Origin of the sequence: Saccharibacillus deserti (assembly GCF_013618475.1) — a bacterium.
Lineage (GTDB): Bacteria > Bacillota > Bacilli > Paenibacillales > Paenibacillaceae > Saccharibacillus > Saccharibacillus deserti.
Genome location: NZ_JABJVN010000002.1, coordinates 713,278 through 732,321, shown reverse-complemented (window position 1 = coordinate 732,321; position 19,044 = coordinate 713,278). Strand labels below are relative to the sequence as shown.

19 protein-coding genes are annotated in these 19,044 nt (G+C 58.0%); 6 read left to right on the top strand and 13 right to left on the bottom strand.

The features are described 5' to 3' along the window. Window positions 1-16 precede the first annotated feature (16 nt). Window positions 17-1,009: a sugar kinase gene (locus HOP44_RS09360; protein WP_172252669.1), complete on the bottom strand. Its 993-nt coding sequence runs from the start codon at window positions 1,007-1,009 to the stop codon at window positions 17-19. 213 nt (window positions 1,010-1,222) lie between these two features. Here HOP44_RS09360 and HOP44_RS09355 point away from each other — a divergent pair, with 213 nt between their 5' ends. Then, window positions 1,223-1,534, top strand: a complete 312-nt coding sequence (locus HOP44_RS09355; RefSeq protein WP_172194366.1) for a hypothetical protein — start codon at window positions 1,223-1,225, stop codon at window positions 1,532-1,534. Window positions 1,535-1,680: 146 nt separating this feature from the next. Next, the gene (locus HOP44_RS09350; RefSeq protein ID WP_172252668.1) at window positions 1,681-2,607 is read left to right on the top strand and encodes an AEC family transporter; all 927 of its coding nucleotides are present in this window, start codon (window positions 1,681-1,683) and stop codon (window positions 2,605-2,607) included. Between the two features lie 95 nt (window positions 2,608-2,702). On the opposite strand, the gene HOP44_RS09345 is transcribed toward HOP44_RS09350, so the two are convergent. The 10 genes from HOP44_RS09345 to HOP44_RS09300 all read right to left on the bottom strand — a co-directional run bounded on the left by HOP44_RS09345 (window position 2,703) and on the right by HOP44_RS09300 (window position 12,007). After that, the gene (locus HOP44_RS09345) at window positions 2,703-3,842 is read right to left on the bottom strand and encodes a sensor histidine kinase (RefSeq protein WP_172252667.1); all 1,140 of its coding nucleotides are present in this window, start codon (window positions 3,840-3,842) and stop codon (window positions 2,703-2,705) included. A 183-nt stretch (window positions 3,843-4,025) separates the two neighbouring features. After that, complete coding sequence (locus HOP44_RS09340) at window positions 4,026-5,084, bottom strand: lactonase family protein (RefSeq protein WP_172252666.1); 1,059 nt, start codon at window positions 5,082-5,084, stop codon at window positions 4,026-4,028. A gap of 213 nt (window positions 5,085-5,297) precedes the next feature. After that, on the bottom strand, window positions 5,298-6,275 hold the full coding sequence (locus tag HOP44_RS09335; protein WP_172252665.1) for a phosphotransferase: 978 nt from the start codon (window positions 6,273-6,275) through the stop codon (window positions 5,298-5,300). 320 nt (window positions 6,276-6,595) lie between these two features. Continuing rightward, window positions 6,596-7,120, bottom strand: a complete 525-nt coding sequence (locus HOP44_RS09330) for a hypothetical protein (protein WP_172252664.1) — start codon at window positions 7,118-7,120, stop codon at window positions 6,596-6,598. 56 nt (window positions 7,121-7,176) lie between these two features. Beyond that, window positions 7,177-8,442: a VWA domain-containing protein gene (locus HOP44_RS09325; protein ID WP_172252663.1), complete on the bottom strand. Its 1,266-nt coding sequence runs from the start codon at window positions 8,440-8,442 to the stop codon at window positions 7,177-7,179. Between the two features lie 37 nt (window positions 8,443-8,479). Next, entirely contained in the window at window positions 8,480-8,665 is a 186-nt protein-coding gene (locus HOP44_RS09320; RefSeq protein WP_172252662.1) for a hypothetical protein, read from the bottom strand. After that, a complete protein-coding gene (locus HOP44_RS09315) occupies window positions 8,658-9,278 on the bottom strand; it encodes an HAD-IA family hydrolase (protein ID WP_172252661.1) in 621 nt (206 codons plus the stop codon). The genes HOP44_RS09320 and HOP44_RS09315 overlap by 8 nt, the downstream gene beginning before the upstream one ends. Continuing rightward, window positions 9,268-10,002, bottom strand: a complete 735-nt coding sequence (locus HOP44_RS09310; RefSeq protein ID WP_172252659.1) for a DUF1361 domain-containing protein — start codon at window positions 10,000-10,002, stop codon at window positions 9,268-9,270. The genes HOP44_RS09315 and HOP44_RS09310 overlap by 11 nt, the downstream gene beginning before the upstream one ends. Window positions 10,003-10,035: 33 nt before the next feature. After that, complete coding sequence (locus HOP44_RS09305; protein WP_172252657.1) at window positions 10,036-11,004, bottom strand: aldo/keto reductase; 969 nt, start codon at window positions 11,002-11,004, stop codon at window positions 10,036-10,038. A gap of 43 nt (window positions 11,005-11,047) precedes the next feature. Next, window positions 11,048-12,007 (bottom strand): alpha/beta hydrolase, encoded by a 960-nt coding sequence (locus HOP44_RS09300; protein WP_172252655.1) that lies wholly within the window; start codon window positions 12,005-12,007, stop codon window positions 11,048-11,050. Between the two features lie 253 nt (window positions 12,008-12,260). Between HOP44_RS09300 and HOP44_RS09295 the strand changes: the two genes are divergently transcribed. From HOP44_RS09295 to HOP44_RS09280, 4 genes are all read left to right on the top strand, one after another. Further along, window positions 12,261-14,555: an outer membrane protein assembly factor BamB family protein gene (locus tag HOP44_RS09295; protein WP_172252653.1), complete on the top strand. Its 2,295-nt coding sequence runs from the start codon at window positions 12,261-12,263 to the stop codon at window positions 14,553-14,555. A gap of 87 nt (window positions 14,556-14,642) precedes the next feature. Beyond that, the gene (locus HOP44_RS09290) at window positions 14,643-14,834 is read left to right on the top strand and encodes a hypothetical protein (RefSeq protein ID WP_172194353.1); all 192 of its coding nucleotides are present in this window, start codon (window positions 14,643-14,645) and stop codon (window positions 14,832-14,834) included. 181 nt (window positions 14,835-15,015) lie between these two features. After that, the gene (locus HOP44_RS09285) at window positions 15,016-15,456 is read left to right on the top strand and encodes a hypothetical protein (RefSeq protein WP_172252651.1); all 441 of its coding nucleotides are present in this window, start codon (window positions 15,016-15,018) and stop codon (window positions 15,454-15,456) included. 159 nt (window positions 15,457-15,615) lie between these two features. Next, window positions 15,616-16,980, top strand: a complete 1,365-nt coding sequence (locus tag HOP44_RS09280) for a dipeptidase (RefSeq protein ID WP_172252649.1) — start codon at window positions 15,616-15,618, stop codon at window positions 16,978-16,980. A 63-nt stretch (window positions 16,981-17,043) separates the two neighbouring features. Here the strand turns inward: HOP44_RS09280 and HOP44_RS09275 are convergent, their stop codons facing one another. Together HOP44_RS09275 and HOP44_RS09270 are read right to left on the bottom strand one after the other, a co-directional pair. Next, window positions 17,044-17,886 carry a DegV family protein gene (locus HOP44_RS09275; RefSeq protein WP_172252647.1) on the bottom strand — a complete coding sequence of 281 codons (843 nt, stop codon included), beginning with the start codon at window positions 17,884-17,886 and terminating at the stop codon, window positions 17,044-17,046. A 188-nt stretch (window positions 17,887-18,074) separates the two neighbouring features. Further along, entirely contained in the window at window positions 18,075-19,040 is a 966-nt protein-coding gene (locus HOP44_RS09270; RefSeq protein ID WP_343059824.1) for a DUF4261 domain-containing protein, read from the bottom strand. Window positions 19,041-19,044: the final 4 nt, after the last annotated feature.

The window sequence follows — 19,044 nt, the reverse complement described above, 5'->3', positions numbered from 1 at the left end:
CGTTGATCGATTCCTTTTAACGTGTAACCTGTTTCTGTCCGCCTTGAATCGTTCGAACTTCGGCAAGCGTCGGCAGACCTTCCCAATCGCCTTTGAACTGCGTCGCCATCGAACCGAGCAGATTGGCCCGGCACAGCGCTTCGTGCAGCGATTCTTCGCCAAGTCCCGTCGAGAGTTCTTCCCTCCGGTCGAGCAGGACCGAGAGCAGCCCGGAAGCGAATGCGTCACCCGCCCCGACCGTATCGATCAACCGTTCGACCGGGAACGGATCCGCGCGCACGACCGTTTCTTGCGTAAACCCGATCGATCCTTCCGCGCCCAGCTTCATCGCCACGACTTTGGGACCCATATCCAGAAAAGCCCGGCCGTAAGCTTCGATCTCCTGCGGACCGAGCAGGAATTCCGCTTCTTCGTCTCCCGGCATGAAAATATCGCACAGCGGAATCAATGACAGCAGCGTCTCCCGGGCCTGTTCTTCGCTCCACAGCTTGCGGCGCAAATTGGGATCGAAAGAAACCGTCAGCCCTTTTTCTCTTGCCAGCTCCATCAGTTTGCGTACCGCCGCCGCCGTGTGTTCGCCAAGCGCAGGGGTAATCCCCGTCACATGCAGATGGCCGGCACCCTGCAGCCATGTTTCGTCGATCATATCCGGAGCCAGGCGGCTCGCCGCCGATCCTTTTCGATAATAATAAACCGCCGGGTCGCCGCAGCGCTTGAAGTCTTTGAAATAAACCGCTGTCGGCGCCTCGGGGTCTCGGAGCGCATGCGATACATCGACACCTTCGCCCGCAAGCGTCGTCAGTACCAGATCGCCGAACGGATCGCTGCCGAGTCTGCCGACCCAGCGTACTTTTTTGCCGAGTCTGGACAGCCCGATCGCCACGTTCGATTCCGCCCCCGCAAGCGATTTGGTAAACAAAGGCTCGTACTGCAAAGCCCCCTGGTTGTACGATTGGAACAAAATCATGCTTTCTCCGAGCGTGACTACATCCACCTTGTTGTCCTGCATTTCCGTTTGTCTCCTCCCCGTACTCTCCGCCGCTTCGTATCCGCCGCCGCAGCCGAGATCCGTCCCGTTTTGAACGCGCTATCATCAAGCTTCTTCCAGTTTACGCGCTAAATGCCTTGCGGACAAGCGCGTTCGGTCACATCCGGCTGCTTTGGCGGGAGATCGCTCCGAGCTGTTATAATGAAGAAACCTTCGAAGAAAAGAGGCAAACCCATGGCATTCGGAATCAATAGGCAGGAACTTACCCGCTGGAAAGAAGCCGTGGAGCGCGGCGAGATCGCTTATCTGACGCATTTCTGGCTGCACCCCCGCTTTCCCGGCATCACTTCCGTCACGAAAGTCGGCTGCAGCGATCTTGGCAAACTGTCGGGCTGGTGTCTTCGGAACGGACTGAGCCCTGCCCATATCCACCGCCGCGACCGCTATCCGCATTTCGATCTGATCGGCCCCAAACAGGCGGAGATTCTGCGGCGCGAAGGACTGCTGGACCAGCTGGAACGCTTCGTGGAACGCAAACGCCTATAAGCGTATAGGCACCGCGTATTGGACGCCCGGGCGCCGCTGCGATAAAGTAGTCTGTATCACGCGGGGCTCGGGATTTCCCCGGCGGCGTTCGGCGCATTGTCGTCCCGCCCGGAAACCCCAGCGCCGGCAGGCGAAGGAAGGTTCTTATGCTGCTGTCCGTTTTGGCTACGATGTACCACGTTTTTCTTCCGCTGTCTTTTCCCGTGATCGCCGGCCTTCTGCTGCGGCGCTTCCGCGGGCTCGACACGAAACCGCTGTCCGTTCTCTCGCTTTATCTGCTCAGTCCGGCCATTATCTTCACCACTTTATTGAATGCGCGCGTATCCGCAAACGATGTGGGCATTACGATCGCATTCAGCCTGATCAACCTCCTGGCCATGTGGGCGGCGGCGGCTCTGCTCGGCCGGCTGCTGCGGCTGGAAGACTCGGAGAAAGCCGGACTTACGCTGGTGGCTTCGTTTACGAACTGCGTAAATTACGGTCTGCCGCTCGTTCTGCTGGCTTTTGGACAGGCCGGGCTCGACAAAGCGGCCGTCTATGTCGTCATGCAGATTATCATCGTCAATACGATCGGTGTGTTTTTTGCCGCACGATCGCAGTTTTCGGTCAAAAAAGCCGGTCAGGCCATGCTCAAGCTGCCGGCCCTGTACGTGGCGGCGCTGGCCGGACTGCTGCGTCTGACCGGAACCGAACTGACGGACGTGGTGCAGACGGGCGTCAATCTGCTGGCCGACGCTTACTCGCCGGTAGTGCTCGTCATCTTGGGCGCGCAGATGATCGGAGCGGCCCACGGCGAATGGCAGCCCAATCTGCGGCGCGCGTTCCAAGCAGGCCTTGCGCTGCGATTGCTGGCAGCACCGCTGCTGAGCTGGCTGATCCTGATTCTGCTCGGCGCGGAACCGCTGCTGCTGGGCGTCCTGCTCGTACTGGCTTCGATGCCGACCGCGGTCAACGCCGTCATCTTGGCGGAACAGTTCGGCGCTTCGCCGAAATTCGTCTCCCGCTGCATCTTGTGGACCACGCTCGCGTCTTTCCTCATGCTGCCGCTGCTGCTCGCCTGGACCGCGCCGTAATCGCCCGGCAGGAAGCTTCCCCTTTCGACCCAACCCAGAAAGAGCCTGTCCTTAAGGACAGGCTCTTTCTCATGACATCAAGCTTGGGCACCCGCTTATCCTTCGGTCGAAAAAGGAATATCCGCGTGAAAAGCGGTGCCTTCGCCTTCGCGGCTTTCGGCAAAAATCCGTCCGCCCATCAGCCCCACCAATTCCTCGCAGATCTTGAGTCCGAGTCCGGAACCGCCGTACAAACGCGCATGCGACACATCGGTTTGGCTGAACGCTTTGAACAGCTTGTCCATATGCTCTTCCGGGATGCCTATTCCGGTATCCCGAACGGTGAACCGAATCTGCTGTTCGCCCGATTCCGTCCGCTGCGGCAGCGATTCCGCGGACAGCGTGATGCTCCCCTGCTCGGTGAACTTCATCGCATTGCCGATCAGGTTGTCCAGCACCTGGCGCAGTCGATGCGGGTCGCCGTAGGTACGCTGCGACAAATCTCCGCCGATCGCAAGTTTCAGCTCCACACCTTTCTCCGCCGCGCGCGCACTATGCGTCTTGAGAATCGATTCGAGAACCTGCCTCAAATTGAATTCGATCCGTTCCAGTTTCATTCGGCCGTTGGCCGCGCCGGCCAAATCCAGTGCATCGTTGGCGATATTGAGCAGCGTATCTCCGCTCCCTTTGGCCAGTTCGAGGTATTCCCGCACATCGTCCGGCAGGCTTTCATCCATCAGTACAATATCGAGCAGGCCCAACACGCCGTTCATGTTGTTTCGCATTTCATGGTTGAGTTTTCCGATAAACTCCATCAACGCCCGGCTCTGCCGATGGGCGGAACGTGCCGCATGAGCCGCTTCTTCCTCGAGCAGCTTGCGATCGGTAACGTCGTACTGCAGACCGACAAACAGGACGCAGCGCCCTTCGGTGTCGAAGATCGGATCAATATTCAGTTCGTTCCAGAAAGGGCTCCCGTCACTTCGGTAATTCAAAATCTCCGTGCGTACGGGTAGGCATTGTGACAGCCGCTCCCGAATTTCCCGGACCGTCTCGCTGCGGGTACCGTCGCCCTGCAAAAAGCGGCAGTTGCGGCCGATGACTTCCTCGCGCGAATAACCGGTCAGCTGCAAAAAATAATCGTTGACGAAAACAAGCGGCTGTTCCGGATCGGCTGCGTCCGTAATGGTGACGGACGAACGAAGCTCCCCGATGATGTGCGTCCAGTCCGGACCGGACGCAGGCAAATCACTCATCTTTCCGTTCCCTCCTCTGATTCGCTCCGGCGAAACAGTTAAAATTCAAACTTTAGACAGCGTATCATACCGATAAGGTTTTTTGCTATCCCGACTTGCTTCAAGACACTAAAAGCGGTTCCCCCTAAATAGGAAAGAACCGCTTTTGATCAATCGTTCAGGCGCACAGCCCGTCCAATCGGCTTATACGTAATAAGGACGTACGCATACCGGCTTCGATACGCTGACCGTATTGCCGGTGAAGCTCAGGCGTCCGCTTTCTTGGTCAACTTGGAACACGGCAATATTGTTGGCATCGCGGTTGGCCGCAAGCAGATGGCTGCCGCTTGGAGTCAGTGCGAAATGACGCGGGTGACCGCCTTCGGTGGGAATATGCTGAACGAGCGTCAGCTTCTCCCGCGCTTCGTCGAACGCGTAGACCACGATGCTGTCGTGACCGCGGTTTGCTCCGTAAACGAAACGTCCGTCTGCGGAAAGCGTGATCTCCGAGCAGCCGTTCTCGCCCGTATAATCGGCCGGAAGCGTCGGTACGACTTCGATCTCGCCGAGCGAGCCGTTCTCGGCTTCATAGCGGTAAGAAGCGATCGTCGAGTTCAATTCATTGATAACGAAAGCGAATTTCCCGCCCGGATGGAAAGCCAGATGGCGCGGACCTGCGCCTTTGGCCGTCCGGGTATCTCCTTGAGCGACCAGCTTGCCGGCTTCGCGATCGATCGAATAGGTACGAATCAAGTCCAGTCCCAGATCCTGTACCAGCACGAACTTCTCGTCGGGACTGAAGAACGCGGAATGGACATGCGGCGCGGCTCCGTCTTCCGGGCGGTGAGCCGCCACATCGAGCAGTTCGCCGACATGACCGTTTTCTTTTAACGAGACGAGCCCGGCCATTCCGCCGTGATAACTCGATACGACCAAGAAACGGTTCTCCGAATCGCGCTGAACGTGGCAGGTCGTGTTCGGAGTCGTGATCGTCCGGTTGAAGCGGGTCAGTGTGCCGTTCTCGTCAAAATGGATCATCATGACTTCGCCGGATTTCCCGCCTTCGCTTTCGACTTCGCCGATCGCGTAAATATGGGAATGTTCGACATCCACATTGAGAAAAGTCGGATTTTTCAGACCCGAGGTCTGGTCGAGCAGCTTGAGGCTGCCTTCGGTTTCATCGAATTCGTACGTATACACGCCGCTTGAAGCGGATTCGGCATAAGAGCCGACAAATACGAACATTTTTTGTGGTTGGGTCATGTTTATTCCTCCTGGTCGTCATTCGCCGTATCCGCGCCGGACATGAAAAAGCCGTGCCTTCCGCGGATACGGCCCTTGTCTCCGGCGTCCGCCGACGGCTCGGCTTACCGAGCGATATATCATAAGTATAACTTAACACATGCGAAATCTCTACTTCTCACATACCCTTAAGACCTGCCTGGCGAATCGCGCGGTCTGCCGGCAGGCTTGCATTCAAAATGCGGCGAACCAGGAAGGACGATCGTTTGCAAATCCTTCGTGGTCGCGTTCGAGTCTATCCGTCAGCCCGATCGCCCGCTCCAGACGCTCTTTCCGGTGTTCGATACCGCTTTCCGCCGCTTCCGCCAACAGCGCAATCGCCCCGACTGCCGCATACAGACCGTACAAGCGCCAAAACGCCGGCTCCGGCTCCTGTCCGCCGTGATAGCCGAGAATTTGGCCGGTACAAAAAAGCGGGCTGGCTTGGCGGCTCTGCAGGCCCAATCCCGCAAACTCATAAAGGGGGTCTCCCCAGCCGAAACGTTCGAAGCCGATCACGCCCGCAAGCCTCCCCATCTGCACGATCAGATTCTCCGGCCCGAAACGACCGTGCAGGAAGACAGAAGGCCGGCCTTCGGCCAGATGCAGATCCCGGCGAATCTTCTCCGCTGCCGCTTGCGCTGCGCGGGTACGGATCCCGTACGTCTGCAAAGCGGCCAGTTCCCGTTCAACTTTGCGCCGGCAGCGCTCTCCCCAGGCTTCCATGCCTTCGGGAGCTTCGTAACAGCCGATTCGGCTCAGCGCTTCGCCCGCCTGCATCCCGATACGCAGCTGTTGGGGGTTGGGAGAAAGAGGCAGCAGCTGCGCCGCATCGGTCCCTTCGATATAGGAAACGAGCAGAAAGAACGGTCCGTCCGGCTCCCAGCGTCCGATCGCAATAGGGCGAGAGCAGTGTACGGTCATCGCCTGCATCCGGTTCAACGCTTCGTATTCGGCCCGCTTGAGCGCAAGCGAATCTTCGTCGAACAGCCGAAGCAGATATGCACCGTCGTATCCGTAGAAATGAACCTTGTATTTCCGGTCTGTGGACAGACCTCCCGTTACCGGGTAAGCTTCGATGATCTTGCCCAGAGGAGCAATCACCCGTCCCGGGAGTTCGAAAATTTCCTGATGCCTTCTATTCGGATCGTTCATTTCGTCGATGCCGCTCACCTCTTCTCCTCCTTTCCGCCGCCGCAGCTTCCGCATCCGTAATTGTTGAGATTGTGCTTGATTATACGCCGAATAAGGCCGTTTTTGAAGGCAATTAGAGGAAAACGATACGAGTTTTACGCAAAAAAAAGCGTTTTTCGACAAAAAAGGCGTCTTTCCAGAAAAAGACGTCGATCCGATAAACAGAAAAAAATCATTTGGGGTCGAAATTTGTCGGGTAAAGGCAAAAAGAAAACGAGAGACAAACCGTTTTCGGTTCGTCTCTCGTTGCTAACCATCATATCGGCTTTCCTATGCAGCGTCAACCCTTATCCGCATTTTCATGCTTTTCCGGTGACCCCGACACGGCGGTGCAATTCGCCAAGATGCGACAATACCCATTCGTCTTCGGGTGCGTCTTCCAATCTGTAATTTAACTCGTCGTGGAAATCCTGGATCATGAATCCTTCGGGCGCACTGCCCAGAATCTCGTCAAAATCGTATTCCGGCAGCTCGATTGTTCCCTTAGCTGCACCTTCGATCCAGGCAATCCAGTCTTCGAGCCGCAGCACGCCTCGCGCCCACAGATCAAACTGCAGACTCAGTACATCCTGCATCCGGTCATACTGGGCCGGTTCGGCGAATCGCCGACTCAGCGCTACCGCGTGATCGAACAGTTCGCCCAGCGCCTCCGCTTCGGCGGCAGACGGCTGATGTTCCAATCCCCGCAAATAATCCTCGACGGCGATTTTCTCGCCGCTGTCATACAGCATCGGCGTATTCGACAGCAGCCATAAGGTATGCTGAACGTCATCCTCCGCGATTTCTCCGCGCAGCGCGGCATCGATCCATTGCTGCAAATTCACGAAATCCCCTCCACTCGCTTTGTTCCGAACTTGTACGGCTTTGTTTACTGTCGGTTCTAACCGCCGGAACCTGCGCGCAGGATATTTTTGGCGCGCGCTTCCTGCAGCCAGCCCGGAAACTGTTCGAACAGACGGTCGTACAGCTCTTCGTCGCTCACCGTATCGATATCGTCAAGCGAGAAAAACCCGGCGTTATCGACCAGCCTCCCCGGCAGATCGTCCAGTTTGCGCAGGATGCCGTAATTGGCTTCGCCCAACCCGACGAACTGCCAGAATATCGGATGCAGCGAACTTTCCGTCAGCAGACGCGAAATTTTCTTCGTCTCCGATACGCCCCCATCGCTGAAAAAGACGATATAGACCGGTACGGACGGGTCCGAATCTTCCACCGTGAACTTATGAATCACGTCCTGCATGACCGCCGGTTCGTTATTGCGTCCTCCCGCTCCTTTGAACGGGTAGACGCGGCTTACGTAATCTTCGTACCCGTGCACGGTTGCCGGCTCTGCGCGCACAAATTCCAGCGCAAACATCCAGACATCGAGCATCCCGTCGTCGTCCAGACTGGCGGCAATCGCCAGTATCCGCTCGAATGCGCGCTGGACGGTTCCGTTTTTGTAGAGCTTGTTCATCGACCCGGAAGCATCGAACACGACGGCAACCTTCGCTTTCACCCGTGCAATCCGTTTTTTCTCCAGCGATACGGCGACTTTCTTTTTCAGCAGATCGATCCGTCCAAGCGCAGGCCGCACAGACGGCTTCGCAGCCCATTCGGAAGGAGAATCCTCGGCCGGAGACTCCGCTTCGACGTCGACTCCAAACGATTCCGCCAGCGGACCGAGTCCCCCGTCGAATCCGCGTCCGATCGAACGAAGCTTTACCGTTTCTTTATACGCGTAAATTTCGGCCAGCACAAGTGCCGCTTCCCGCCCCGCTCCGGACAAGGCACACACAACAGTCCGTCCTTCATATTCCACTGTCAGGGTTAACCCGCGGACATCCGCGAAGGTTCCCGGACCTTCCAGCACGGCCGCGAACACGAATTTTTCGATAGCGCCGGCTTGGATACCGCCCAGATCCGCTTCGAATACGGCCGAATGCTCCCCGCTTGAACTCAGCGTGACGCCGCTTCCCGGGCTGCTCGGCTGATTGTAGAAAATAAAATAATCGTCCGAAAGCACTTTCCCGTCCGGCCCCAATACAAAACAGCTGGCATCGGGCATCGAAGGCGCAGATTCCCATTCCAGCTTGACCCGGGCGATGCCTGAACGCCCCAAGGCCGTGTTCGCGCCTGCAATCAACGATTCCGTTTGTTCTCCCATTCCGATCCCCCATGTCCTAAGTTATGTACGTCCGCCCTCAGCGAATCAGCAGATACAGTCCCGAGCCGATCAGCAGCAGCGACATGCCGACCTGAATCCAGCGAATCGGAATCGCAAGGCCCAGAATCCGGCCCGTCACCTGCGACTTCCCGCGGCTGAGCGTCCCGTGCAGAAATTTCAGCCCGATCGCAAGCCCCGCTATTCCGGCTACAAAATTAAACATCCGTTATTCCCTCCCCGTAAAGACGGCGGTCGATCTCGCGGATCCAACAGCCGGCGGAGTCTGCCAGGATCGTCTCCCATCCCAGCAGGCGTGCCGTTTCCAAATTATTTTCCTTGTCATCCACGAAGCAGATATCCGTCCCCTTCAGCTTGGCTGCGGCGTATTCGAACAACCGGCGATCCGGTTTGTGGAAACCGGCTTCGCTCGAGACGGTAAAACTTGCGATATGCGGGGTCCGTCCGGCAAAAAGGGGTTGAATCCAGGCCGCCAAGTGGTTGCTGAGAATATGAATATCGGCCTGCCGGCTCCAGGTCTCCAGCCGTCCCAAAGCGGGCAGCGGAACAAGCGTCTCTCGGAGCAGCGCTCGGGCATGGGCGGGTTCGATACCGGGGCAGACATTGGACAGCCATGCCCAGAATTCGTCTTCCGTGATCAAGCCCGACCACAGCCGGCTTCCGACTTCTTCTTTGTAACGCCGGCGCAGCGTACGGCGCTCGATCCCGCCGCTTTGCGCCAACCCGCTCCAGAAACCGTCCAGATTGTCCGCGAGCACTCCTCCGACATCGAACACGAGCTGCGGCTTTGTCATTTTTGCGTTCTCATCAGCGTTCATGTTCCGATCCTCCCGCATTCATCCGGGTAAACAGAACCAGCACGACATACGTACCGGCCTGCAGGACGAACAGACCGCCGCCGAACAGCACCAAATGCCGAACCCATTCGGGATCGATTAACAGATCCCGCATGTCTTTGAGCAGCATAAGCGGACTCGAGACGACATCCCAACTGTTCCAGCGGATAAAACGCCCCATATAGATCCCGAAGCTCGACAGCAGCAGCACGGCGCCGGCAAATAGCGCGCCGGGCAGACGCCCGAACGCCCGAGATACGAGCCGGTGTACCGAATACAGCGAAGCTCCGGCAATCAGCAGCCCCAGCAGCGCGGCCAGAAGCATCGGCAGCAGATGGTGCCAGAAGCCGATGTCCCCCCGGAAGCGCTGCTGCGGATCAATCGGATAGCTGCGGAATACATGCAGCAGATCGGTCAGCAGGTAAGCCGTATTCGGATAAAAGAACAGCCAGAGCAGTCCTGTCCCGGCCAGCAGAATGATACGCAGCGGTCCGCGCCGGAGCAGGGACAGCAGATCCAGTCCGACCGCCGCGGCGGCGGGAATCCAGGCCAGGAAAAAGTTCCAGATCATAAACCGGTAAGGGCGGCCTTCCGCCGCGCTGCGGATATCGAGCAGTACGGCGAGGTCCAGCAGGGTCAGCAGCAGCAGTACCGCCCAGAGCACCGCTTTCTGCGGATACTGGAGCGGTCTGAGTTTGTTTATCATCGATACGATCCTCCAATGGGCTGCGGAGGATATTCAGTCTCCCCGGGCCGTCATATACAGCCGGTACCAGTCGTCCCGGCTCATTCGCTTGGCCTGATGCTCCGCGTCCGCGCAGGCTTTGATCCGCTTCGGATTCATCGTCCCGATCACGGGCTGAATACCGGCCGGATGCTTCATCAACCAGCCGAGCACGACAGCCTCCGGCGTGGTTTCCCGTTCGCGGGCCATCCGGGCGACGAGTTCGGCCGTTTTGCGGATCGGCTCCGGTTCGCCGCCGACATCGCGACCCGTAAACTTGCCCTGGGCCAGCGGCCCCCAGGCCTGCAGCTGAATATTCCCGGTTCGGCTGAATTCCATCAAGCCTTCGGAGAAATGGACATGGGTTCCCTGGGTCTGATTGACGCGAACCGTTTCTTCGACAAAATCGAGCCGTCCGAGTCCCATTTCCAGCTGATTGACGACCAGACGGTCCGACAGCGCACGCTCGATAAAACGGATTTGCGAAACGTTCATATTCGAAACGCCGAAATAACGGACTTTGCCCGAAGCTTTCAACCGGGCAAACGCTTCGGCAATCTCTTCCGGCTCCATCAACGGATCGGGTCGGTGCAGCAGCAGAATATCAAGATAATCGGTGCCCAGCCGGGCAAGCGAGCCTTCGACCGAAGCGAGGATATGATCGCGCGAAAAATCGAAGCGCGACGGCAGTTCTTCGTCGGCCAGACCGATTCCGCATTTGGATTGCAGCACGATCTCATCCCGCAGTTCCGGTCGCGCCTTGAGAATCCGGCCGAAAGCTTCTTCGGATTTGCCGCGCGTATAAATATCCGCGTGATCGAACATGTTGATTCCGATCGAGAGCGCGGCTTCGACAGCCGCTTCCGACAAGGCGGCGCGCTCCTCCGTCAGAGGGGAGTGATCCCACTCTCCTCCGAAAGGCATACAGCCCAGCACCAGCCGGCTGGCCGGAATTCCTCTTGCATTCAACGGGATCGTGTTCATTTACGCTGTTCCTCCTTCGGCCGAAGCCGTTTATGGTTGCTTGTTACCGGGTTCTTTCCGGATACGTTCCGGCGCCGCCCGCGTTTCGGGCATGCAGAATGTCCAGCAGTCTTTTCAGCAGGCCGATCACCGTGCCGGGTTTGTCTACCTGCACGTGATGTCCGCTGCCGTCCACTTCAAGCAGGCGGCCCGTTTCGGACAAGTCCTTCATTTTGACCGCCGTGTTGTACAGCGTGCGCTCCACTTCCTGCCGGACCGTCCGTCTGGTCGAAGCGGAAGGACGGTAGATGCCGGCTTTTACGACAGCCAACGGAAGCCTTACAAATCGCGAACCCGGAACGCTGCCCGTCTCGCCTACGAAACATTCGTATTCGCTCTCGGCCGCGGCCAGGCTCTCGGCACTGAATACGCGGTCCCACATGGCGTCGCTCGCCCGCCGCGGCAGTTTCGCGACAAACCTGCCGAAGCCCGGAATCCAGCGTCTGGCGGCCAACCAGGGAAGCAGCCCGATTTGGGCGGCATATTTGGCCAGACCATACAGCCGGACACTCAATTTCTGCCGCTTGAGATAAGGAATCGGGAAGGCTCCCCGAATCTCGTCCTCGTGCGAAGCATCGATCAGCACCAGTGCCGCGACATCCTCGGGATATCTTTCGGTATACAGCCGGGCGTAGAATCCGCCAAGCGAATGTCCGACCAGAATAAACGGCCGCGCAATTTCCAGTCGTTCGACGAGTCTGCGCAGATCTTCCACGCAGCGGTCGCTCGTTCGGGGAAGCGGACCGGGGTCGCTGAATCCGTAGCCGGCGCGGTCATAGACAAGCGTCTGGGTCAGCTCGGCTATTTCCGGATACACAAGCGACCATACCTCGGACGATACGCCGCATCCGTGCTCGAATACGACAGGCGGATATTCGCCGGCCGTTCCGGCAAGCACGGCATGCAGCCCTTCTATCTTTTGTCCCGAGGGAAGGGACGGGTCCCCTGTGACCTGCTTCTTCATCGCCTCTCCCCCTGCGGACGAAAACGGACCTGGATCCGCTCTCGTCATGTTGTGATTTCCCCTATTATACTACGGCCGGCAGCCGGCGACGAATTTGCCGACTGCCGGGCCGCTGCTTGGGGCCGGTAACGTCTTTCTTATTTTGTGCGCGGGGCAAACTTTTTGCCTGCCCGAGCGTCTAAAGAGGCAGCAGCCGTCCAATAAATAAGAAAGACAGCATCCGAAGTTCACGCAATCCGGGAGGTCATGATCCATGAAACGTTTTTCCCTGTACCCACCGCACCAAAAGCCCGCTGCAATCCGGCAGAACCGGCAGCGGATCCGATCCTTGCGAACCCCGGCGATCCGTGCGGGTCTCGTCCTCTGCATGCCTCTGCTTCTGCTGACGGCCGCACTGCCCGCTCCTCCGGTCTTCGCAGCCGGACAGCCTGCGGCCGAGAACGGAAACGTCCACCTAAGGCTGTCCGCCCCTTATTTCAAAATGCGTCCTAGCGAAAGCAGCCGTTCTTCCCTGGGGGTCAGTTATTACGAAAATCCGGGCACCGACCTAAACGTGACCGGCCGCAGCGGCGAACTCTATGAAGCCATTACCCCGCTCGGCGAAAAAGTTCACATACCGGTCTGGTACACAGAAAGCGCGGCGGCTTCGGCCCAAAACGCAAAACCGCTGACGATCCGGCTGAAGCCGGATGCCAAGCTGCATCTGTTTCCGGAGAGCAAGCTTTCCTGGCCTGCCGAATATGCCGAATCCGGGGCTTTATCGGCGCTCCGCTGGGGAGATTGGTACGGTATTTCTCTTCCGTCCGATCCCGGTTATGCCAATGGGACCGTTGTAAGGCCGGCTCTGCTGTGGGTCGCAAGCGCCGAAGTGCAAAGTGCCGTCCCTCCCGAAGGCGGGCTGTTCGCTGCGAATTCCACCTTGTCGACAGACAGCGTGCGCAGCTTGACGGAAATGTCGCTTACGGCAGGCGTTTCAAAGAAGCGGGTACTTGAACTGTTGGGCGAACCTTACTCCCGTTCGCCGCTTCCGCATCTCGGAACAGCCGGAACAGCAAACGCGGAAACACGCGGCGAATTGTGGCGTTACGAACGAAACGGCGCGCATTTGACGATCTCTTTCTCTTCCGGGGGCGCGCTGCTGGAATGGAACTGGATTCTGGCAACTTCGGAAGCCCCGCAGACGGGAATCCATTCCGAACAGCCTCCTTATACGTTCAAATATGAATTCCGAACGCTGCCGGTCGTTCCTTCCGTTTCTCCCGAACCGGTCTGGCAGTCGCAATCGGCGCTGGATGCCCAATACCTGCTGGATGCTTCGGATAACGTCCTGCTGGTGCGAAGCGACGATGTTTCCGGCGGCCATCCGCAGAGCGGCATTTATGCGCTCGACCGTTCGAGCGGCAGGAAGCTGTGGGAGCGGGATGCCGGAGGCGGCCGCCTTGATGCGCTTCCCGGCGAAGACGGACGTTCCGTACTTGTCTTCACCGGAGCCGATCCGGACCGAGAAAACCGGCCCATGCTCCGCAGTATCCGCCTGAGCGACGGCGCCGTGCGCTGGAGCCGGGAAGCCGGAGAAGCTTCGGATTCGCCGGGAATCCGGGTTTTCGCCGCCGGCACCGCCGCGATTGTGGCGCTTCAGCCCGATGGGGCGGAGAAAGGGATCTTGACCGTGCGTTCCCAGCGCTCGGGAAATCTTCTCTGGACCAAAGAATTCGCGGATCCCTATGTCGTCTTGAACGAAGGATCGAACGATCCCTATGTCCTGATCCAGCAGGGCCGCTGGATCCAGGCGCTTGACCCGCTCACCGGACGGGCGGTATGGAGTCTCAAATCGGAAGCGGATACGCTGCCGAACCCCTATCTCGATTCCGGGTTCCCGGCAGGCGAACGCAGCGGACCGTTCGCCCCAAGCAGCGGCGCCCGCTGGGTGACGCTCGGAAGCGACTGGATCCGCCTCGATGCGGCAAGCGGCGAAATTCTCGGACGCCGCGCGATCCGCTCCAATGAAGAAGTCGATATGCTCGGCAGCCGGTATCTGCTGATCCGCCGGGCAATGGACAGTCCGGTCTACGCGGAAGGTTCGCTGTTCGAGTCGACGCTCTACGATGTTCAAGCCGAACGCGAAGTCTGGTCCGTTCCGGGCCGGGCTTCCCATCCGCTGATGGATGAAGACGTCCTCTATGTGCTGCTGAACGGAATTCCCGCAGCGCTGTCGACCGAAGACGGACAGATACGCTGGAAGACGCAGACGGCGGAGTTTGCACGGGCGGGTCAGCTGAGTCTTTTGCAAGCCGGGGACTTTGTCCGGATCGACGGCCTTCTGCTGCTGCCCTACGGAAGCGACCTGCTCGCTTTCGATGCGCGGACCGGCAGCCTCACGCGGCGAATCGACGGGTTCTCCGCCGCTTATACCGAAAATAACGGACGCCTCGTTCAGAACGGACTGTTGAACACCGACGGCGAGACCGTCTATGCCGGCTCCGCGGACGGCCGTTTCACGGCTTGGACTGTCCAGCAAATCATTGCGGCGCTCCGCGCACAATTTTAATCCGGGACTCATCTTTTTTTCCGCGAGAGGCGTATAATGGAAATAAGACCTACCGCACCTCACCCCAAATTTCGAGGAGGGACCGTTATGACAGGCAGACCGAATTACTCTTTGTGGATGACCGAGTTTCTACTCAGTCCGGACTCCGTCAAAGAGCAGCGCATCCGAGAAGTCGAACGGGAGGATAACCCGGAGTTGATGAACAGTATTCGATTCCATCTTGCCTTGCACAACCAGGTTTATCTGCTTCGCAGAAGAAGCCGCCGCAGAACGGGTTGAAGCCGGGCAGCCGTCCCAGACATTTTTGGCGAAACGCCAAGCCGGCGTTCCGCTTGCTGAACCTGGTCCAACCGGACAGGTTCTTTTCTTTGCCCGGCCTTGTTTTGAATCTTTTTTGCGGGCACCGGGGAGCATGGCGTATACTGGGTAACGGAATCGAATTCCGAGGAGGAACAAATAGATGAATGCAGGGCAAAAGAAAGCGTTGGGGATCATCGGAGGCCTGGTCGCGGTAGTCGCGATCGTCGCCGTCGTCATTTTCCTCGTGTATGCAAGGTCCAATCCCCAGCAGAGTCCGTTCGGACTTCAAATGGGACAAACGCTGAACAGCGACGAGACCGGTGTCACCGACAGCGGGACTTCGTTCAGCCGCACCAAGCCGATTTACGCGATCGCCGATTATCCCGAAACCGGCATCACCCGCGATCACACGGCGATCTTGTCGGTCATTTCCGAAAGTACGGGAGAGGTTGTCCAGCAGCAGAAGGTCGAAGAAGACGATTCGACGCAGCAGATCCGGATGGACCTCGACAATACGAATTGGGAACCCGGCATCTACGAATTGACCTTCGCGCGCAGCGGCACCATGGTCGGTTCCATCAATTTTTCTCTGCACCAATAAGCGAAGAAGCGGCGCGTCAAGCCGCATGGCGGCAGGCCCGGAGATGTCCCAAGAACCGCCCCGGCGTCCCGCCCGTGACACGCATGCCTTTCCGGCATGCGTTTTTTTGTAGTACAATTACCCCCGAGACGATCGTACAAGGAGGCTTTTTTTTACCCGATGAACAATTACCGAACTTATTTCGAACAGAACCGCGAGAAGCATCTGAACGAACTCAAGGAATGGCTGGCTATTCCGAGCATCTCCGCGCTGTCCGCGCACAAAGGCGATGTCCGCCGTGCGGCCGAATGGCTGAAGGATGCGCTCGTACGCGCCGGACTCGAGAACGTAACGCTGAACGAAACGGAAGGTCATCCGATTCTGACCGCCGACCATCTGCATGCGGAAGGCGCGCCGACGCTTCTGATCTACGGTCATTACGACGTACAGCCGGTCGATCCGCTGAATCTGTGGGAGACGCCTCCTTTTGAACCGACCGAGCGCGACGGCAAACTGTATGCGCGCGGCGCGACGGACGACAAAGGACAGGTGCTGCTGCATGTCAAGGCGCTGGAAGCGATCCTGAACCAGGAAGGCAAACTTCCGGTCAATGTCAAACTGTGTATCGAAGGCGAAGAAGAAGTCTCGAGCCCGAATCTGGTCGAGTTCCTGGACAAGCATGCGGAAGCCCTTGCGGCCGATGCCGTTCTCATCTCGGACACTTCACTGCTCGAGCGCGGCAAGCCGGCGATCAGCACGGGTCTGCGCGGACTGTGTTCGATCGAAGTCTCGCTGAACACGGCCAATACGGATCTGCATTCCGGTTCGTTCGGCGGCGGCGTTCCGAATGCCCTGCACGCGATCGTCAGTCTGCTGAACTCGCTGCACGACGAGAAGACGGGCCGCGTGCTTGTGGACGGGTTCTATGACGATGTGCTTCCGCTGACCGAAGACATGCGCGGCGAGCTGGCCAAAATGGATTACGACGAAGAAAAACTCAAAACCGATCTGGGTCTCGATTCCTTGTTCGGCGAAGAAAGCTATTCTTTCCTCGAGCGTACCGGCGTACGCCCTACGCTCGAACTGAACGGCGTTTACGGCGGATTCCAGGGCGAAGGTACCAAGACGGTCATCCCCAAAGAAGCGCATGCCAAGATCACCTGCCGCCTGGTCGCAAATCAGGACCCGCAGGATATCTTGAACAAAATCGAACGCCATCTGCATGCCCATACCCCTGTCGGGGCCAAGCTGACGCTCGTACCGGGCGAGAAAGCGTTCGCTTTCAATATCGACCCGTCCCATCCTTTCCTGCAAAAAGCGGCGGACGCCTACGAAACCGTATACGGCGTACGCGCTTTGTTCACGAAAGACGGCGGCTCGATCCCGATCATCGAAGCGTTCTCCCGGGTATTGGAAGCGCCGGTCGTTCTGATGGGCTTCGGTCTGCCGGACGAGAATCTGCACGCGCCGAACGAACATTTCAATCTGGAGAATTTCGACAAAGGTCTCCTGACGCTCGTCCAGTATTTGAAGACGGTCCAATAAAGAAAAAGCCGTTCCCCGAGGGGAACGGCTTTTTGGTGTTTCGGACTTGTATAGGCGCGGCGTTTATTCGTAATAATACATAAAACCGATCGCTCCGGGTCCCGTATGCGTGCTGATGACGGGCGTCGTATAATCGATCTCGATCTGCGTGTATCCGGTCAGTTCGTGAATTTTGGCTTTGAGGCTCTCCGCCAGCTTGCTGCCTTCGGCGTGTACCAGACCCACGCCTTTGACCGTCCGTCCTTTGACGTCTTCGGCAAACTCGCGGGCCAGGTGTTTGACGACCTGGGCGTGGCTGCGGGGATTGGACTCCGGCGTATAGACCCCGTCTTTGAGGATGCCGATCGGTTTGATATGCAGCAGCGATCCGATCAGAGCTTTGCCGCGGCCGATCCGTCCGCCTTTGACCAGATTCTCCAGCGTGTCGACAACCACATACAGCCGGGTTGCCGCGCGCACTTCGTCCAGACGCACCAGAATCTCTTCCATTGTCCGCCCTGCCGCGGCCATTTCGGCCGCTTCGACAACCTGGAAAGCCAATCCTCTGGAAATATATTTCGAATCGACCACGGTCACGTTCGTTTCGGTCATGTCCGCCGCCATTTCGGCGGAGCGAACCGTTCCGCTCATTCCTCCGGTCATATGAATCGAGATTACGTCGTAACCTTCCGCCCCCAGGCGATCATACAATTCGACGAACGTTCCGGGAGCCGGCTGTGAGCTTTTCGGCAGTTCGGCGGCATGGATCATTTTTTGGATAAACGTTTCCGGGGTAATGTCCACCCGGTCCGTATAGTTTTGTCCGTCGATGGTAAAAGAGAGCGGAACCATTTCAACTCCGTATTCCGCCAATACCCGATCGCTCAGATCAACGGTCGAATCCGTAACCACTTTGATTTTGCGCATGCGTCACTCTCCTGTGTCCAATCAGCCCACGCCGGCCGCAAAGCTCGCAGACGAAGTGTTTGTTCAAGCTGTCCTCTCCAGTATACAGACCCTGTACAGCTTACACAAATTCGAAACATTTATGCTAAAATTTACTTATTTAAATTTTGACTTATCTTCGCCGGCCCGCTGCCGGAGCGAAGCCGCCTTTACTCTTCGACCGGCGCTTTATGATGCCCGGCGTAATAAGGCTGACCCGGATCGATGTCCAGCACGAGGCGGTGGGGAGGCGACAGCGCATACTGATGCTCACAGCGCCAGCGGACATCTTCGGTCGGCCCGAACGTTTCTCCATCTTGAATCACATCGCCGCTGTCGAACAGGTAATACCCCAGATTCGTGACCTGTTGGGCCACTCCGGTCGGCTCCAGATCAAAAAAATGGCACTGTACGTCGGGAATGCCCAGCGCGGCCAGTCCGAGGGTATCCATCAGCATTTCGTTTCTGCCGCTGCCTGTGCCTTCCACATTATAGAACCTTACATTCATCGCTCCGTACAGAATGCCGCCCGCTTCGATCGCCGTCAGATAGTCGCCCGGTTCCAGCAGTTTGTCGCTTTCGCGGAAATAAACGGCGTCGCACGGCGCCGTCTCCAGCACGGCGCGCAACGCGCCGGTCAGAAGTCTCAGCCGATCCTGGGGAGCCAGTCCCGAAGCCATCATATCGATCAACCGGACGGAGTAGCGGCACTGCGCAACAACCGCTCCCGCATCGGCCCAATGCCAAGCCTGCTGGATGGCGGTCTCGTATTCTTCGGCCGGACGGCTGGGCATCGGCATCAGCGAAGTCTGCGCGGGCATTTCGCCGTCGGCGAATTTTACCGGATAGTTCAGATGGAAAAAGTGCAGCATATCGGTCTCCGAGCGGTCCGACGGTTCCCAGACGACCAGACGGTCTTCCAGCTTTTGTTCTTCCGGCTGTTCGATCGTGCCCGTATACAGCTGCATTTTCTCGTAGAGGCGTTTGCGCGAAAAGTCGGGCTTCTCTTTGTACTTCAGCTCGATCGTGTACACGCGGGCAAATCCGAAGTCTTTTTCAGCCGCCAGCATCGCTTCGGTCTCGGTATTCATCCCGTCTCCGGTTTGTTCTGCCTCTGGTTCGTGCGGATTCGTCATATTG

Coding starts and splice junctions, on each gene's coding strand:
- HOP44_RS09295 (WP_172252653.1), top strand. CDS start 12,261: ATGAAACGTTTTTCCCTGTACCCACCGCACCAAAAGCCCGCTGCAATC.
- HOP44_RS09300 (WP_172252655.1), bottom strand. CDS start 12,007: ATGAAGAAGCAGGTCACAGGGGACCCGTCCCTTCCCTCGGGACAAAAG.
- HOP44_RS09360 (WP_172252669.1), bottom strand. CDS start 1,009: ATGCAGGACAACAAGGTGGATGTAGTCACGCTCGGAGAAAGCATGATT.
- HOP44_RS09355 (WP_172194366.1), top strand. CDS start 1,223: ATGGCATTCGGAATCAATAGGCAGGAACTTACCCGCTGGAAAGAAGCC.
- HOP44_RS09280 (WP_172252649.1), top strand. CDS start 15,616: ATGAACAATTACCGAACTTATTTCGAACAGAACCGCGAGAAGCATCTG.
- HOP44_RS09310 (WP_172252659.1), bottom strand. CDS start 10,002: ATGATAAACAAACTCAGACCGCTCCAGTATCCGCAGAAAGCGGTGCTC.
- HOP44_RS09320 (WP_172252662.1), bottom strand. CDS start 8,665: ATGTTTAATTTTGTAGCCGGAATAGCGGGGCTTGCGATCGGGCTGAAA.
- HOP44_RS09290 (WP_172194353.1), top strand. CDS start 14,643: ATGACAGGCAGACCGAATTACTCTTTGTGGATGACCGAGTTTCTACTC.
- HOP44_RS09315 (WP_172252661.1), bottom strand. CDS start 9,278: ATGAACGCTGATGAGAACGCAAAAATGACAAAGCCGCAGCTCGTGTTC.
- HOP44_RS09275 (WP_172252647.1), bottom strand. CDS start 17,886: ATGCGCAAAATCAAAGTGGTTACGGATTCGACCGTTGATCTGAGCGAT.
- HOP44_RS09325 (WP_172252663.1), bottom strand. CDS start 8,442: ATGGGAGAACAAACGGAATCGTTGATTGCAGGCGCGAACACGGCCTTG.
- HOP44_RS09345 (WP_172252667.1), bottom strand. CDS start 3,842: ATGAGTGATTTGCCTGCGTCCGGTCCGGACTGGACGCACATCATCGGG.
- HOP44_RS09305 (WP_172252657.1), bottom strand. CDS start 11,004: ATGAACACGATCCCGTTGAATGCAAGAGGAATTCCGGCCAGCCGGCTG.
- HOP44_RS09340 (WP_172252666.1), bottom strand. CDS start 5,084: ATGACCCAACCACAAAAAATGTTCGTATTTGTCGGCTCTTATGCCGAA.
- HOP44_RS09350 (WP_172252668.1), top strand. CDS start 1,681: ATGCTGCTGTCCGTTTTGGCTACGATGTACCACGTTTTTCTTCCGCTG.
- HOP44_RS09270 (WP_343059824.1), bottom strand. CDS start 19,040: ATGACGAATCCGCACGAACCAGAGGCAGAACAAACCGGAGACGGGATG.
- HOP44_RS09285 (WP_172252651.1), top strand. CDS start 15,016: ATGAATGCAGGGCAAAAGAAAGCGTTGGGGATCATCGGAGGCCTGGTC.